Raw genomic sequence first — 17843 nt, forward strand, 5'->3', positions numbered from 1 at the left:
CGTGAGTCACTTCAATGGCGCGATAAGTCAGTTTCAGCACTTCTTCAACCACACGGTCAGAGGTCGATGCATCCTGGCAGTGCGCCATACGGGTTTGCATATCAACCAGCAGTGCATCAATCAGTTTGATGGTGTAGTAATGCTCTTGCTTGCCTTGCGTCGACGTGCGGTAGAAGTTGATGTAAGCTTCTGGCAGCTTCTCACCGCTGACCAATGCGTTGAACAGCAATGGCGAAGTACGATCTTGCTGCTTGGTCACGATAATTGGACGGTGAACACGCTGACCTGTAGGCTGACCGCTTTGTGGGTCACGAGGCACCGTCAGAACATGGTCCAGTTCCTGAACCAGGAATTCGTCAACGTGCGCTTCCTGCCAGGTGTTACCGACAGAATCGGCCGTGTAAGCATCTTTCGTAATGTGGCCCTGAGTTTCACCGTGGATAGACATATAAGCTGGAGTTGGCATAATCACTTTCCCTTAAATTTTAGTCATTTCAATAAGTAGAACATAACGCTGCTCTTTGCGATGACTAATACATAGCAACCACCGTGCCAACATTTAATTTCATTTAAAAACAGCAACTTGCAATTTTTAGTGAATTTTTAACCCATTTTTATTGCTGACTTTTTGGAAAATTTTCTAATTTCTTAGCAACTTCTTTACGAATTTTCGTTATAGAGGCCTTAACCCGAGATTCCGCGGCCATTTCAGGAATAAACCGCTTCATATAGCTGTCCAGTAACTGAAGTCATCGTGTTAAATGCTCCTGGGTGCCCGTGATCGAATTCATCCATGGTTTGTTGCTGATCCAGAGAGCCAATAACTGTCCCCCTTGATATTGAGCGTGCTGTAATGATGAAACAAGCAGTCAAGGAGAGTACAAAGGCATTACTTAACATGCTTTGGATCTTACATATGCTCGATCACACTGTAGCTCGCATCCGGTAAATCAAAGATCTGATGATGGCGGTAGGGTTTTACATTCGGAACGACTTTCCTGCCACATCAACAGATGTCGTGCGGATCAAGTTAACGTGGTCACAAAAAGCGTGTGTCAACATGCTCTCAGTGAACGGCTACCTGTTTTTTGCCATGAGGCAGGAAATCCCTGTCAGTCAGCCTGCTGACTGACAAGCGCCCCCGAGGTTAACCGGGAAGGTGCTGGCAACGGTACGCTTTTCCACTCATAGTCGTGCTGGGCATGTTCAGGAAGAAATAATTCGCTGGTATAGAATTTCCCGATCCGTTCCACCGGGTAAAACATGGCATCACCGTAATGCTGCTTCACAAAATCATGATCGTACCCCAGAATTTCAAGCACAGTGGGAAACACATTGAAATGCGACAATTGATGGCGGTTTTCCGCCAGCGATGACTCAAATCGCTGCCGCAGTTGCGGATGTCTCGTCAGCACCAGCATAGGCACCATCCCCTGATAGGCAGAGCCGCTGTTACGATTGCAATGGGTCAGCAGCCCTTTGCCTTCTTCCAGTAAATCCTGTCCGTGATCAGAGGTATAAATCACCACCGTATTATCTAAATCAATGCTGTTGAGCAAACGCTCAAAGAAGCCGTTCACATTCCAGGCAATGGCATTTTTATAGGAATTAATCAGAGCCTGGCGATCGCTGTGACCGATAGGTTCAAATAACGCCATCGCAGGCTGAAACCTGGCCGAGGAGGCAGGGTATTTCCCCTCATAGGGAAAGTGCACACCCAGTTTATTGATATAAATAAAGTCTGGCTTATCATCGGCCACCAGCGACACTAAATGATCGACAATATCGAAATCAATCCGCATGAATGCCTGATGCCTTTCAATTTGCTCGACATTAAGCTGCTTTACCTGATTGATGAAGCTCAGCTCATCAATATTCATGAAATTGGCCAGTGTGCCCGGTGGTTTCTGGGCGTCAATATAGGTACTGGTATAGCCAGATGCCTGACTGTATTGCCAGATAGTCGGCAATTGTAAGGCTTGCTCAAAGGCGCCGGGGACGACTCCCCAGCGAAGCACAGCATTACTATAGCTGCTGCAGTTATGTGCCGAAGTTGCGACACCGTAATTGATCACAGCATCAGCATGCGCCTTTAAACTTGGCACAAGCGAATAATCTGTATCCTGCCCGAAAAAATCACCACTGACACTCTCATCCATGACAACAATAACATTGCTGATCAAGGGGTTACCGGCGGCGACCGTGACCGGCCGTCGCTCTGGTCGTTCATCCGCAATCTGCTCGAAGAGTATCACGCTTAACAAGCCGGGCAGGATATAAACGCCCGCCATCCCCTGCGCCGCTGTCGGGCCTTTCATCGCCACCATGGCAGCCAGTATCCCTGTAACAAACACAGGGAACCCTGCGGCAACGCAGGAGGAGGACGGAGAATATCGAGAAAGCAGCCAGGCTCTGATTCTGAATAAAGACAGACTGAATGTCACAGCAATCAGCAGAGGCAGAAGAAGCTCTGACCAGTAAAAAAGCAAAGCTGCACCCGCCTCACCGCGCTCAATCCACATCCGCCTGATATCGAACAGTGTCAGGTTATCAGCCAGTATCAAAAGCAGGGATAAGTGGGCCAGCACAACCAGGGTAAGAAACAGATTCCAGAATACATGCACGGCCGTTAGTCTGGCCGTTAACACCGCTTTTAACGATGCGATGGCTAACAGCCAGAGCGCAGCAAATATCGCCACATTACGCACCGGATTTTCTGACTGACTGAGAAAAATCAGTTGAGAGAAGACATCCCGGGTCAGAAATAACAGCACTCCCACAACCACAGCCACTGACACCATTATCATTAGCACGTTTTGCCCGGCGTTTCGTGCGGCGTTTGATGCATAGCTCCGACGGTTGTGACTGGCAGACATAGTCGCTTCCCTTCTTTCTGAGAAAGATATCCGGGTACTTATTTGATTTAAGCTCGTCCAGGCAGGAAGTCAAAATAATCCACAAAGCACTATTTTGTCCTGTTGTCGATCCGGGAGACAGTAATCAATAAAAGGGATTGAGAGGAATAAAGAAAAGAGAAGAGAAGAGAAAAAGCACAGGCAACAGATCATCACACACTGCTACCTGCACCTAAAGGTTAGTGCCAGCTTACCGGCAGCCCTTACTCAGACGGGCAGAGCATCACACGTGCTAACCGGGCCAGATTATAGGCATCAACATAGCCTGAATGCTGACGGCCTTCCCACTCCAGTCCGCTCATGCTCATGGCGGCCCGTAACCCGATGCGCTTGTTTTTAACGTGCGGCTGCAGTTTAAACAGGGTTGCCAGGTTCAGGTATTCCCTGAAAGGCACGTTCAGATCTTTTGTTTTGCACTCGGCGCGCAGGATGGCATCGTCCCGCCCCCACGCCGCATAAATTTTATGGCGGCCACCGAATTTTTGCTCTATCGCTGACAGAATACTGGCCAGGGGCTTGCCGTTTTGCGCTACAACTTCTGGCTTGATACCCGTCAGTTCAGTACAAAATGGCGATATTTCGTCGTTCTCCGGCTGAACATAGTATTGCGCCCGACGTGAAATCGTGCCTTTTTCAAGGTTCAGTTCAGCCACGCCAATCTCAATGATTTCGCCGGTGCGAGCGATACCGTCTTCATTCCAGCAACACATTTCAAGATCAAAACAAACGATGCGGTTAAAATTCATGATTTTCCATTATCCGTCATACCAAACTTCATAATCATCAGCTCTGATAGTAAATACTTACCAACACGGATGATTATTGAGTTTTGCACTATTAGCTTTGAACAAAGCGGCGAAGGATAGCATGTATGGCGGCCGGCTTCAGCCCCTTGCCAACAGCAGCCGATCAGAATTACTCTTGTGAAGGCTTATATGAAAGGATCGCGCAATGAAAAACGTCTATCGCCCGCTGTTTGACGATAACAACCCGCCCGGCGAGGTGTTTTTCGGCCATCAGGCATTTCTTCCTCATACAACCACTCCCAAACACAGTCATCCCTGGGGGCAATTACAGTTAATCAGTGGCGGTATTCTGGAGTTAAACGCTGAAGGGAAACGCTTTTTATCACCGTCGCAGTACGCGATATGGATACCGCCCGGCATAGAGCACGAAAGCTATATGCGTCGCAGCATGAATTACTGCTCAATGAACCTGATTCAGCCGCTGGCTACATCGCTGCCGGACTTTCCCTGCCTGCTGGAGGTCAACCCTATCATAGAAGCGATAGTCAATGATCTGCGTGACCGCCAGCTGCAGATCGCGGAAACCGCTGAAGATAAGCGTCTGATCGACGTCTTGCTGGATCAGCTCAGGCACACCCGTATTCACGACCAGTTTCTGCCCAGCAGTGAAGACAAACTTCTGCAGCCCATACTGCGTACGCTGGAAAAAAATCCAACCGACGGCACAACGTTGGCGGCGTGGGCAGAAAAACTGCATACCTCTGAGCGTACACTAGCCCGGCATTGCCAGGATACGCTCGGTATGAGTTTCATTGAATGGCGGCAAAGGAGAAAATTTATCTACTCTTTGCATTTATTGAGGAAAGGTTTGTCTGTAAAAGAAATCGCACTGACCTTAGGTTATCACCAGGCTTCGCCTTTTATTAACCTGTTCAAACGGCATGCGCAATGCACACCAGAACAATACAGACAAAAGCAGATCCGGGCCCAGTCGCACAAGCAGCACACCAGCCGGATTTAACTGCCCACGGCTTTATCCGGTAAACCCACCAGCAAGCGCCCGGCCGCATGTCTGCTGAGCGGATGCCCTAGCAGGAACCCCTGACCGAGCTGACAGCCCAGTGATTTTACCGTCGAGAGCTGAACGTCATCCTCAATCCCGACCACAGCGACCTTAACCCCCAAGCTTTCACTCATGCCAACAACGGATTGAATGAGCGCCTTGTTAGCGTCTGAGCCCGGCAGAGTACCCACACATGCGCGGGCAATTTTTACTTTATCGAAAGGGAAATCGCGCAATATAGTCAGGCAGGCATTCCCGTTACCGAAATCATCCAGTACCAGACTGACACCTATATGCTTCAGATCATGCATCATGGCCCGCACTTTCGGTGGATCCTGCTGGACGGTTTTTGCGGTCAGTTCTATTTCAAGGCGTCCTGGTTCCAGTCCGGATTCCTGCAGCGCTTCCAGTACAGTCTGGCAGAAAGTGTCCGGTTTCAGCTGCTGGGCGGAAATATTGACTGAAATGCTCATTTCTTCCGGCCAATCCCTCGCGGCCATACACGCCTGCTTCAGCACCCAGTCACCCAGCGCCTGAATCAACCCGGCATCCTCGGCAACAGGCATAAATTCCTGAGAAGACACCATACCTTCGCGCTGATGACGCCAGCGCAGCAAAGCTTCGAATCCTTGCAGTTGGCTGTTTTTCAGATCAAACACCGGCTGATAATAAGGTTCGAGCAAGTCTTGCGCCATGGCTTTACGTAAGTCTCTTTCCAGTAGCTGCCTTTGTTTTAACTGCTCGTCCATTCGGGTATCGAAGAAACAAAAGGTCGAGCCCCCGTCCATTTTGGCGCGGTACATAGCTGTATCCGCGGCCCGCAACAGATCGACAGGTTCAATATCATGATTGGACATGGCGATACCAATACTCACGCCCGCCAGAATCTGCTGCCCGCGGATATGGTAAGGTTCAGACATCGCTTTGATAATACGGGACGCCAGGGCCGAGGCTTCATCCGGCTCCTGCCCGCCAACATGGATCAGTGCAAATTCATCCCCGCCCAGCCTGGCAATGGTGTCATGCATGCGCAGCAAATGTTTCAGACGCCCGGCCGTTGCCACCAGCAGTTCATCACCCACAATGTGGCCATATGCATCATTTATCTGCTTGAATTTATTTAAATCCATCATTAATACAGCAACACAGGCATCATTATCGCCGGCATGCTGAAGGGCTGTTTCAAGTTGCTGTGAAAAATAAAGCCGGTTCGGCAGTGCGGTTAAAGAATCATGCATTGCCAGTTTGTACATGGCCGCCTTATCCCGCTCACCGGCTTTCAGCATGTGGTTCATCTGACTGAGCCGTCGCCAGCTCAGTGCCACAAGAGCAAAAGGCAAAACGAACACAAGTGAGATGAGCGCCCCCAGTCCGAATTGATGATATTGATCAACCCAAAGCGTAAAACGCTCAAAAAATTCAAACTGGCTGGCAAGAAGCAGCCAGATGACTGCAAAAACAGCAAGTTTGATCAAGGTTCGCTTCAGGAACATTGAATGAAACAGCGATTGCAAGCTAGCCTCACGACCAGCCCTACCCTGCGCAGAATGGCTCATAAATGGATTACCTCGTCCCAAATTATCACCGTCACGTCCATCGCCAACTCGGGAAAATATGTGATTGTTATAGTGCTGTTTTGTTTTATTGCGGCCATTTTATGTTCTGGCTCTGCGACAAGACTTATTTAGTTAACACGATCACATTTACGTGAAAATGACACTTTCATTTTAGGCAAATTTCCCTTTCATGTGGCACTTCTTTGCTGACTAATTCGTGATATCGATGCAACTCCTTGCGTCGATTACAGAAAAAATCCGGCGAGCATCATGCATCGCCGGTACATCAAAACATTTAACAGATATCAAAAGGTAGTGTTGAACACGTTTTAAGCCAGCAACGGCGCTTGCTGCCCGGCACCCTTACGACGTAAGCGCCAGCCCAGCAGGCCCAAACCTGTTGTCAGCAGCAACAAACCGGCAGGTTCTGGAATCGGGTTACCTGGCCCGCCGGAAATCATATAGTCAATACCGGCCAGATAAAAATCTGACAGCAATACGCCCGACAGAATAATGTGTCTGACATTGTCTTCACCATCCAGATCCCAGTAATTACCCTGGAAATTCAGCTCGTTTGGTGTCAGAGCAGACAGTAAATCATCAATCCCCAGTAAATTGGTATTGATGTTGAGTTCAAATTCCGGGAAACCGTCGTCTATCAGATAAGCGGTCGCGGATTCCAGCAAACTCAGATTGTTCAGGAATAAACCTTGCACCGTTGAAGGCTGGTCAAAGCTCAGCACCAGAAACTCATGACCATCCACTTTGAAGTTATCGTCGCCAAGCAACAGCGCACTGTCGATCAGGCCACCATCAGAAATACTGTTGACGCCGATACCTTGCCCACTGTGTGACAAATTAACCAGTGACTGATCGTCAGTGATAATGCCATCCTGAAACAAACCAGGGACATAATAACGGTACGACGAAAACGTTATTCCGCCGACAGTGCCGGTTTGGTTGCCATTCAGACCCGAATAAGCACCGTCTGTGAAGTCGATTTGTGCCGCCGACACACTCATCGAACCACCCAGCAGTGCAAGGACTGCTACCCCTGCCTTTATAAGTGATTTCATCATCTTGCTCCCTAATTGTGTTATGCCGTGTTAATTTGTGTTGATGCAGTTGTGTTCGCATCTTTTTGTGCGTATGAACCACTGCATCTTACATGCCAAAACATAAGCCAATGAAAATCAGCAAGTTTTTTCAGCATCAATATAACAATGTAAAAAACACCGACACGATAAGAGGCAATCTGGACACAGAGTGTAAATTTCTCTGACGGGAAATCAGACAGTCAGGTTTGCTTATCTGACTGTCTGAAGAAACAGCAATATGAAGGGCGATTTAACAGACAAAGATCCAGCGGTAGAAACCCGGCAGGCGATAAAGCACCGCTGCCGTGCTTATCACTGGCTGTGTTGCTTAGTCAGCACATACATCTCAGCCAGACTCCCGGTAATACGCTGGCCCTGGCGATCCAGCCGAAACAACTGGTTCTCTCCGACAAAGAACTGAATGCCTTCGCCGCTGTCATTGGTTAATGTGATGGTATTACCGGCATCATTCCAGCTAAATTTTCCCCGATCGGAAAACTGCTCGCCATCCTTACCCAGGTAGGTTTCAGTCAGTTCAAATGTCCCCTGCCGATCCAGTACAAGAACAGTTTCAATACCTTCACAGTCTGCACAGGGGATGGTGCCGACATAAGTGCCATTCCAGTCCAGCGAATTACGGGCATTATGTTCAGTGTCCACATAGGCTGTCGCCTGCTGATCGGCCACCTGCGTCTGAGCAGGTGCAGCATTTGATGACATCTCGCTTTCGGACGCGGGTTTATCACAGCCTGCCAGCGCACCCGCCAGAGCCAGACTAATCGCAAGAGACAAGAGTCGCTTTGTATTCATACCTTCTCCTGATACTGAGCCATCTCAATAAGGCCCGACTTCGCCAAACGGTCGGCAAAAAGTCTTTCAGGGGCCCTTGATGAGGTGTTGGACTGATAAATACCCGAAAAGTGCCCGACTTTCCGTTTACTGCAGGGGTGAATCCCGACATGCCGGGTGAAACGGTGAAAGCAGTAAATAACCGCATCTCCCACAAACTCTGGGTTAACTGCGCCATCCGGTCGACAAAATTGTATTGCACTGATCTTAAAATCGTTTCATAGCAAAAGAAAAAACTTTCACAGTCATTAATATATGCACACCCATGAATAAAGAGAGTGCTTTACACATGGGTGGATTTATTCAACAGGCTCATTATCCACCAGCGTCTTCATCCCACAGGAAAAAGGATTTTTTATGTTTATATCAAGACCGCGGCTCGTGAAGGGTTTCGCCTGTTCTCTGTGCAGTTCGGCCTTCATCGCTTCCGTCATGGTTTCACCCAGTCTTCATGCAAAACAGCTGGCTGCGGAAGCAATGCCAGCCTCCACACAAAGCAACCACAGTGCAGACAGCAGGCTCAACAGCAAGAAAACCAAGCAGCTGTCAATCAATTGCCACCGCAGGCCCCATGCATTGAAAAGTGCACTCGAAAACAAAATCTGGCTCGCCGGTCCGATCAAAATAACTATCACTGGCCACTGCCAGGGCCCGCTGCTCATTGACCAGAGCGGAATTGAGCTCACCAGTGATAACACCCGCAGCGGTGCTATTGTGCTGGATCAGCAAGTGCAGTCCAGTGCGGCCATTATCATCCAGTCTGCAGCCGTCACGCTGCGGGATATCCACATTTCAGTGCCCATCGATGTACCTGCTGTGCAGGCTAAGGCCAACAGCAGTGTGACGCTGGATAAAGTCACCACGGATGCCATCAGCTCGACAGACACCCCGCTGGAACAATTTACCGTCAGTGAAAGCAGCAGCCTGACCGTGACCAATATGACAGGCAATGTGATCCGGGTGGCGGGCAATTCGTTTGCCGACTTTAAAGAAAGTAATCAGCTACATGCCCTCAATGTCAGCGACACCTCCTCCGCCCAGTCCAGCGCAGCCAACCAGTTTAACTCGGTACAAGTGTCAGGCAACGGCTATTTCCTGGGCGATAATGGCACCCAGATAAACGTGCTGATGATCTGGAGTAAAGCGGCGGTAGATATCAACCGGCAGAGTTCAGTGGCACATTTGATGATGGGGGGGACAAACCCTGTTTGGCGCCTATCGCAATTCTTCAGTCTCCGGCCCCTACGATCTTTGGGGCAATGTGGTCTTTGAGTTAGAACATTCAACAGCGGACAATTGGAAAGCGGTTGATAAGCCCCATTCGATCATTTCGGGCAACAATGCCACAGTGAATGGCGTGCAGTACCCTGGCTGGTCATGGACCGGGCAAGACGGTCTCTGAGTAGCGCCGCTTTTTATGAACATGTGACTCACAATGCAGCGAAAGTTATGGCTGCATTGTGAGTTTTTGTTATCCCCAAGTCTGAGATGCCGTTCTTTTCCGCAAGCTGTTACGCCGGCTCACCCCAGCCGTTTCTTCTTCAACAGCACAGTATTGTCCTGCGCCAGCTCTTTCTCCAGCTGGCGGGTGACAAATTCCGGGCTGTTGGTGTGACGGGCCAGCAGATGGTACACCACAGGGATCACCAGCAAAGTAAAGCAGGTGGCAACACTGATACCGCACAGCACCACTATCCCGATCACCATCCGGGTTTCTGCCCCGGCGCCGGTCGCCAGAATCAAAGGAACCGCACCGGCAGCCGTGGTGATGGCTGTCATCAGAATCGGACGCAGGCGTGCGCAGGCCGCGTCAATGACTGCGTCCTGGTAAGCTTTGCCCTGATCGCGCAACTGATTGGCAAACTCGACAATCAATATCCCGTTTTTCGCCGCCAGTCCCACCAGCATAATGATGCCTATCTGCGAATAGATATTGAGGGTCTGACCGGTAAAATACAGTCCCAGCAAAGCCCCGAAGGTCGCCAGTGGCACCGTCAGCATGATCACCAGCGGGTGAATATAGCTTTCAAACTGGGCCGCCAGCACCAGAAACACCACCGCCAGCGCGAGGGCGAACACAAAGAGAATTGAGTGGCTGGCAGTCTGAAAGTCCTGCGACGGCCCTTTATAGTTCACCACCGCGTCGGCAGGTAAATATTGCCTGACCAGTCCGTTCAGGTAGGTTAATGCTTCTCCTAAGGTGTAATTATCAGCTAAATTAGCCTCTATGGTGACCGCACGGATCCGGTTGAACCGGTTCAGAGTTGGGGCGTCAGCATACTCAGACACAGTCACCAGATTCGATAAGGGGATCAGCTCGCCATTATGCCCTGAACGCACGTACAGATTGCTGAGATCCTGCGGGGTATTCTGTCGCTCCGGCTGGCCTTCGATCAGCACATCGTATTCTTCTCCGCGCCATTCGTAGCGGGTCACGACCCGGGAGCCCAGCATAGATTCCAGCGTCTGCCCTATTTCAGTTACCGAGACACCTAAGTCCCCTGCCCGCTCTATGTTGATGTCCACGCCAAGCAGAGGCTTGGTTTCTTTGTAGTCATGATCCAAACCTTCCAGTCCGGGATTGTTCGCGGCCTGCTCCATGATAATGTCACGCCACTGGGCAAGCTGCTCATAGGTACCACCACCAATCACAAACTGCACCGGTTTATTAACACCGCGCCCGAATGGCTGGCGCATCACGGCGAATGCCGACACCCCGGCAAGATCACTCAGGCGCTGCTGAATATCACGAATGATCACAAACGCATTGCGTCGCTCATCCCAGTCTTCCAGTACCACAATGGCAAAACCGTTAGAGAAGTCTTCGAGCTGGCCCCAGCCACGCGGCGCCCGAACAAGCAAGCGCATGATTTCCCCGCTCTCCACCATTGGCATCAGCCTGTGCTCAATCTCACTCATGTAGGGCTGCATGTATTCAAAACTGGCGCCCTGAGGGCCATTGATCAGAATAAACATTGCACCTCTGTCTTCCCGGGGCGCAAACTCCGTCGGGATACGGGTTGCCAGCCAGACGCTGCCGCACAGCATCACTACCAGAATACCGATGATCAGATAAGGCCGGCGCAGCCAGTTCATCAGCGATGCGCGGTAAAAATCAGTCACCGCCCCCAGCACAGCACTGACCTTACGCACCAGCCAGGGCTCAGTTTCGACCTGCTGCATAATTTTCGACCCCATCATAGGGGTCAGTGTCAGTGCCACCAGTGAAGACAGGATCACCGCGGTACTCATGGCCACCGAGAATTCCCGGAATAATTTACCGAGATCGCCCTCCAGAAAACCAATCGGCAGGAACACGGAGATCAGCACCACTGTGGTGGCGACAATAGCAAAACCGACCTGCCGCGCTCCCAAAAAAGCGGCTTTCAGCGGTGATTCGCCCAGTTCAATACGACGGTGAATATTCTCCAGCATCACAATGGCATCATCGACGACGATCCCGATGGCCAGAATCAGCGCCAGCAGGGTGAGCAGGTTAATGGTATAACCAAGAGCATAGAGAATAATGAAAGTCCCGATCAAAGACACAGGCACAGTCAGGGCCGGGATCAGCATGGCGCGGACACTGCCGAGAAACAGGTAGATCGTAATGATGACCAGAATCAGAGCAATGAAGAGGGTTTTATACACCTCATCGATCGATGCCTGAATAAATACCGAGGAGTCATAGGATTCTTTGATCTCCATGCCCTCCGGCAGGGTCGGATTGAGCTGGGCGACCAGCGCATTCACCGCGGTTGCCACTTCTAGCGTATTGGCGGTCGATTGCCGGTTAATCCCCAGCCCTATCATGTCCTGCGTATTACCGCGAAACATAATGTTTTCTTCTTCCGCCGCCAGCTCAACCTTTGCCACATCCGCCAGCCGGATCAGATAGCCGTCTTCACCTATACCTATCACCAGACGGGAAAAATCCGCCGGGCCGAGAAAACTGCGCTGGGTGCGGATAGAAAACTGGCGGTTTTCTGATTCAATTGATCCAGCCGGCAGCTCAACGTTGTCGGCCCTGAGCGCATTTTCCACATCAGACACCGTCAGCCGGCGGGCAGCTAGTTTTTGCCTGTCTATCCATATCCGCATTGCATACTCTTTACCGCCCCCTATACGCACCGCTGCCACCCCGTCCAGCACAGAGAAGCGATCGACCAGATAGCGGTTGGCGTAATCCGTCAGCTCAAGGGTATCCATCCGGTCTGACACCAGATTGAGCCACATGATGACTTCTGAGCTGCCTTCCGCTTTCTGTATTTCAGGCGGATCCGCTTCGTCCGGCAGGTTATTGAGAATACCGGAAATACGATCTCGCACATCGTTAGCGGCGGCGTCGATATCCCGTCCGATGCCAAACTCCAACGTCACATCAGACCGGCCGTCACTGCTGGTGGAACTGATATTGCGGATCCCCTCAATGCCAGACACCCGATCCTCGACAATCTGGGTGATCCGGCTTTCAACAATTGCCGCCGATGCCCCCCGGTAATTGGTTGAGATAGTGACAATTGGCGGATCAATATCCGGATACTCACGCAGCGGCAGCCTTTCATAGGCGACCAGCCCGAAGGTAATTAAGAGCAAACTGATCACAGAGCCAAATACAGGCCGCCGGACAGCCAGATCAGTCAGAAACATGGACAGCCTCCCGGAAGGTAAAATGTTCCACAGGTTGAGTGGTCACTGTCTGTCCCGGCCGGACTTTATCCATTCCCCGGGTGATCACCTGCTCGCCTTGCTGCACGCCGCTGAGAATTTCCACTTCACCGCGACTGCGGAAGCCCAGCTCAACCAACCGCTGTTCAACCACACTGTCACCATTGACCACCATCAAAAAATGTTCTGCCTGACGCGGGATCACAGCTTCTTCAGGAACCACCAGCCCGGCACGGGATTCTAATGTCAGCGCCAGTGTCATCAGCATTCCGGGCCGCAATAATAACTGAGGATTATCGACTCTGGCCCGCACCTCGACGGCCCGCGTCTGAGGGTCGACCCGGCTGTTGACCGTGGCAACCCTGCCGGAAAAAATCTGGTCGGGAAAAGCGGCGACGCTTCCTTCCACCTGAGCACCAGGGTTAATCTGGCCGAGAAAGCGTTCAGGGACAGAAAAATCCAGTTTAACCGTATCCAGGGCATCCAGGGTGGTGACCACCATACCAGGCGTCACCAAGGCGCCCTGGCTGATCTGGCGGAACCCCAGTACACCGGAAAAGGGCGCCAGTATGGTCCGGGCTTCCAGTTCGGCCTGATTTTGGGCCAGAATGGCTCTGGCCACTTCAATCCCCGTCCGCAGTTTATCCAGCTCAGAACGTGCCACTGTATTGCGACGAACCAGACCTTCAATGCGCTGGTATTCCCGTTGCTGTTCATCCAGATTGGCCTGAGCGGCCCTGACTTTAGCCTGTTGTTCACCCGAGGTCAGTGTGAGCAGTAACTCCCCCGCCCTCACCTGCTGACCATCTTCAAAATGGATCCGATCGACTTTTTCTGTCACTTTTGCGGTGATCTGTACGGATTCGCGTGATTTCACCGTACCAAGCGCTTCGACAAGACGGGCAACGTTCTGCCGCACTACCGGCTGAACCACCACATTGGGGACAGGTCGTGACTGTTTCACCAGTGTCTGAGCACGTCGCTGGTATTCGGTGTAGCCGATGCCAAGGGCCAGAGCCAGCAGCAAGACAGCGCCAACGAGCAGGGTGACTTTCATCCATGTGCTCCTGTGAAAAAAGGCGAAACAGCAATGATGTGTCGATTCCAGTTAAGTATAGCCAGCAGCGATTTTTTGACGTGTTGTCAATTGTAACGAGGGTAACAGAAGTGAACACAGAGAAGTGACAGACCCGGTTTACAGTGTAAAACCTATATGCAACAAGATTAATCACTATGAAAATGTCACTTCATTGAATCAGAGACATCCATCAACACAGTCATTTCAACAGGAAAGATGATCAAGGCAGGGGAATAAAGCAGTATCTGTTCTCTGGCTGTCGCGCATTGAGAAAAGATGCTACGGCTGGCCTGTGAGATAGCTTAACGCAATGCTCATGCCATATCTTCAAGGGCATGGCATACTCAGTGGCCTGAAAAACAGATAAAAAAAAGCGAGCCGGGACGGGCTCGCAACAAACTCACATATTGCATTTTCGAGAGACTCACAAGATAACTGACCCGCCATCCTTGCCAGGGGTTACCTTTCTCATCGAAAGGGACAAAGGTTATATCAAGATTCATTTTGGCTTTTTTTGTGCACCTAATGTCATCGCAATGTCAAAACATATTGATTTGACTCAGATTTGACTGAAATATTTGATCTTGCTTCCTATCTGCCGCTGGCAATATCATCCAGCGCTGTCAGTACCTGATCATTGATATGTCCTTCGTACACTAGCTTACAGACCTTACGGCGTACGGCTAATCCTGAGATCAGCTTTTCTATCGACAGATGCCGCTCATCATGCTGACTGTTAAACAATTCGACCGTTTTACTCAGGGTTTCGTATGGCATCACCTCGCCACTGACACGCAGCCAGTCAAGCTTCTCCATAAAGGCCTGGCATTCTTCGGTAATCACACTGACGGGATGACCGGACATGGCAGACAGCGCTGTGATACTGCGCTGTAAGGCCTCCTGAGAGGTATATTTAGACAACACAATGGTTAGCTCATCTGCATTGATCTCGACCAGGTGCTTTCGCAATTTAACCCGTCGCCCTAAGCGCCCTTTTGGCCGGCCCTCTTTGCGTTGGATCGGTTCAAATTCGCCGTCAATGATCTCAGACAGCTGATCCAGTTCCTGACGGGGCAGGATCTCATTGCGCAGCGGGTTGGGCATGGTGGGTGCCATTGATCGTTTGCCTTCGTTGTGCATCTTGGCCCGCGAAAACCGGATCACTTCATCGGCATCACATTTAATCTCAATATTATAATCCTGATAACGCGATGCCTTGCCTTCAGCCGGACTGATCGTCAGGTGATAACCCCACAGGTTGACGGCAAACAGCGACTCAGTCACCTTGCCTTCAGCCAGCTTTTTCAGCTCGCGGATCAAATCGGTAGAGAAACGGCGCCATTCAATATTACGGGCCAGTTTCTGGTTCAGCTCGCTCAGCAGCATGCTGTCATGGCCCCGGCGCGACATCCGGCTGCGGAAGAAGGTATATAACTGGAAGACCAGAGTATGCTGGCGAAGAATCTCTGGCGGGAACAGGAAAAAATAGTCCCTGGTCAGCAGCTCTTCAAAAAACGAAGGCTCCCAGACCAGAATGTACAGATTCGGCTTGATGCGGATTTCGCCATCTTCGCCTTCCTGCGGCGCTTCTTCCGACGCCGTTATGGTTCGGGCCAGAAAACGGAAACGATCACTTTTAAAGCCTTCCGGCATGTTCTCGCTTAACCAGCGGCCAGTCAGTTCATGCAGCTGAAAATCAGTGAACTCGATCCTGTCAATACTTTCCCGGATCGAATCACGGGCCGGTCCACTGTCTTTTTTTCCGCGCAGTGCCAGAATGTCTGTGATGTAAATCGGTGTTTTATTGCTCATGTGCCGGGATTGCAGCTCATAATCCGACAAATGATGATCATGGTATTGCACCGTCAGCGTAAACAGCGCGAACAGCGTCATCATGTCGTCTACCGTCATGATCGCTTTCGAAGATCGTGTTTCAATAATGGCGCGTGTGCCAGAGATTGCTACCATAGATTTCTGATAGCTTTTTTTGGTGCGTGGCGGTGCCAGCGCCTGATCAATGATGCCCGCCCAGCTGGTGGGTGAGACAACAATCTGATCGGCTTCGTCGGGCATCATAGGCGGTGTGCCCAGGCCATATTCGTTCAATAACCGTTTATTGACCTGGTTCTGAGCTAACGCTTTGGAACGTTTTTGTTTTTCTTGCTCTTTACTTTGGGCTGACTGCAGGCTGGCAGTGCCCAGCTGAGAAATCAAAAGAGCCGGATTAATGAAGTGATGCAGCATGGTCTTGCCCGCCAGCCCTTCTTCAAAGCGTACCGGTTGCTGGTTGAATAAACCGATACTCACAGCAGCACGTAAACGTTGTTGTATGGCAGCACGGGTAAGCTGGCCTTCAGTGGCTTCCACCAGTTCAGTGGTTGATACTATGCCGTCCTGGCTGGACAAGCCACGTAAGGAGATCAGGTTCAGTAATTCGATAATGCTTTTGGTCACCCCTTTGAAATGCTGGTATTGAGGTAGCCAGTCGACAAGCGCGGTGGGAATGGCAAACAAGTGTCCGTCTTTGTGTGATCGGGGAGCTGAGATCAGGATCTTTTCATCATATTTCTCATCACGCGTAACCGTAGATTTCATTTGCCATTCGCCGTAATTTGACCATCTTTCCGGAAAGAATAATAAAAAAATACTGAGAAAGAAAGCTTTTTTTATTGCCGCTTTTTAATAATGATCTTTTTGATTTTAATGATCTAACTGATAGTGTGATCTTATGATCCGTGTAACGAAATCACCATAACTTACTGATTGTAAATATGTATTTTTCTACACGATCCGGAAGTATGATCAATGCGCTTTCGGAGTGGTGATCATGATATTTCTGTAAGCATGATCAAACAAGGCCCAGAACCATGATCATTAACGCTCTGTAAGTATGATCAACGCGCTATCAGAACAATGATCAATGTGTTTGTACAGGTTATCCACAGGGTTATACCGTGAGGATGATCTGTCAGCGAGCAATATTGTCTCTTCACTCCTCTTTTTCAGGTCTTTTCCTTGTTTGCCGGTCCAGAACGATGATCAAGTAATAGCTTTTGGACCTGGTGCAATCTGTTTTGTGCGCCTGCTTCTTTCCCGTTGCTGTCAATTTCATCGATTTCGGAAAGACAATCACCGTAATAACAGAGCGCTTTTATATGTGTCCGGTAATGGAAAAATGATCAAGCTGTCAGTTTTGTCATTTCAACCTACTGATTGTGATGGTGGTTGAACAAATCGCTGCCATCTGCAGGGTTAACCACCCGATTTGATTCAGGTATATCGGGCATTCACCGTAAATTAGCGGTACTTCACTATGCTTCCGCAGGTATTGGACCTGATACCTGACGAGGATCCTCATCTTGATCATTGATCCGATCTTTCTTTGCTTTGGGAACCCCTTTTTCCGCTTACTATTTAGCCGCCTTTCTCCTTGATCATTGTTGCGTAAACAGCAAATAATGCCAGAAGCATGATCAAGGCACAGTGCTTATTTTTGCTCCATTATTCACGCTGGCCTCATGCTATCGCCTTTTTCGGTGCGTCTGCTCTGATTTATTGAGCTCATCCTGGCGATTTTCGGGTTGAAATGACAGTTACTGTAGATTAGCCATCTTTTTTCAGGCTTCCAGCCAAAATCGGGCTTATTGGCTTTACAATGTAAATTTGTGACACTGTGACATTTTAATTTATTGCTTGTTATATGAATCATAACAGCCAGAAATGACGCACTAATTTGTAAGGTTTTTGTTAATTCGTGCGGCTTTTATCCGAACTGGCATGGTTTTTACTTGAGATCTTTATCACAGTGAGCTGTTCAGCTTTTTGTTGTTTTTGTATATTTATGTTGTACAATTTTGACAAATACTCTGTA

The 17843-nt window shown here is 49.9% G+C and carries 12 protein-coding genes; 2 read left to right on the top strand and 10 right to left on the bottom strand.

Translation table 11 applies throughout. From position 1 onward, the window contains the following. The 3 genes from H511_RS0105490 to H511_RS0105505 form a co-directional block, all read right to left on the bottom strand. Positions 1-466, bottom strand: a 466-nt coding sequence (locus tag H511_RS0105490) for an Hcp family type VI secretion system effector (protein WP_036758922.1), incomplete at its 3' end; no start/stop codon positions are given. A gap of 646 nt (positions 467-1112) precedes the next feature. Further along, complete coding sequence (locus tag H511_RS0105500; protein ID WP_027251403.1) at positions 1113-2876, bottom strand: sulfatase-like hydrolase/transferase; 1764 nt, start codon at positions 2874-2876, stop codon at positions 1113-1115. Positions 2877-3118: 242 nt separating this feature from the next. Beyond that, positions 3119-3661, bottom strand: coding sequence for a 3'-5' exonuclease (locus tag H511_RS0105505; RefSeq protein ID WP_027251404.1), 543 nt, complete (start codon positions 3659-3661; stop codon positions 3119-3121). A gap of 205 nt (positions 3662-3866) precedes the next feature. Here H511_RS0105505 and H511_RS0105515 point away from each other — a divergent pair, with 205 nt between their 5' ends. Beyond that, on the top strand, positions 3867-4682 hold the full coding sequence (locus H511_RS0105515) for an AraC family transcriptional regulator (protein WP_027251405.1): 816 nt from the start codon (positions 3867-3869) through the stop codon (positions 4680-4682). Here the strand turns inward: H511_RS0105515 and H511_RS22670 are convergent. The 4 genes from H511_RS22670 to H511_RS25090 form a co-directional block, all read right to left on the bottom strand. Beyond that, a complete protein-coding gene (locus tag H511_RS22670) occupies positions 4679-6280 on the bottom strand; it encodes a putative bifunctional diguanylate cyclase/phosphodiesterase (RefSeq protein ID WP_081669201.1) in 1602 nt (533 codons plus the stop codon). The genes H511_RS0105515 and H511_RS22670 overlap by 4 nt on opposite strands. Positions 6281-6609: 329 nt before the next feature. Beyond that, positions 6610-7356: a PEP-CTERM sorting domain-containing protein gene (locus H511_RS0105530; protein WP_161441986.1), complete on the bottom strand. Its 747-nt coding sequence runs from the start codon at positions 7354-7356 to the stop codon at positions 6610-6612. Between the two features lie 333 nt (positions 7357-7689). Beyond that, a complete protein-coding gene (locus H511_RS0105535; protein WP_036758896.1) occupies positions 7690-8187 on the bottom strand; it encodes a copper resistance protein NlpE in 498 nt (165 codons plus the stop codon). 338 nt (positions 8188-8525) lie between these two features. Further along, complete coding sequence (locus H511_RS25090) at positions 8526-8660, bottom strand: hypothetical protein (RefSeq protein ID WP_272926492.1); 135 nt, start codon at positions 8658-8660, stop codon at positions 8526-8528. A gap of 142 nt (positions 8661-8802) precedes the next feature. On the opposite strand from H511_RS25090, the gene H511_RS22675 reads away from it, so the two are divergent. Continuing rightward, entirely contained in the window at positions 8803-9498 is a 696-nt protein-coding gene (locus tag H511_RS22675; RefSeq protein WP_155804811.1) for a hypothetical protein, read from the top strand. Positions 9499-9747: 249 nt separating this feature from the next. Here H511_RS22675 and H511_RS0105545 read toward each other — a convergent pair whose 3' ends face one another. The 3 genes from H511_RS0105545 to H511_RS0105555 form a co-directional block, all read right to left on the bottom strand. Then, positions 9748-12876, bottom strand: coding sequence for an efflux RND transporter permease subunit (locus H511_RS0105545; protein WP_027251409.1), 3129 nt, complete (start codon positions 12874-12876; stop codon positions 9748-9750). Beyond that, entirely contained in the window at positions 12863-13951 is a 1089-nt protein-coding gene (locus tag H511_RS0105550) for an efflux RND transporter periplasmic adaptor subunit (RefSeq protein ID WP_027251410.1), read from the bottom strand. The genes H511_RS0105545 and H511_RS0105550 overlap by 14 nt, the downstream gene beginning before the upstream one ends. Before the next feature lie 612 nt (positions 13952-14563). Further along, positions 14564-16567 carry a replication initiator protein RctB domain-containing protein gene (locus H511_RS0105555; protein ID WP_027251411.1) on the bottom strand — a complete coding sequence of 668 codons (2004 nt, stop codon included), beginning with the start codon at positions 16565-16567 and terminating at the stop codon, positions 14564-14566. Positions 16568-17843: the final 1276 nt, after the last annotated feature.

It is taken from the genome of Photobacterium halotolerans DSM 18316 (genome assembly GCF_000425165.1).
GTDB lineage: Bacteria > Pseudomonadota > Gammaproteobacteria > Enterobacterales > Vibrionaceae > Photobacterium > Photobacterium halotolerans.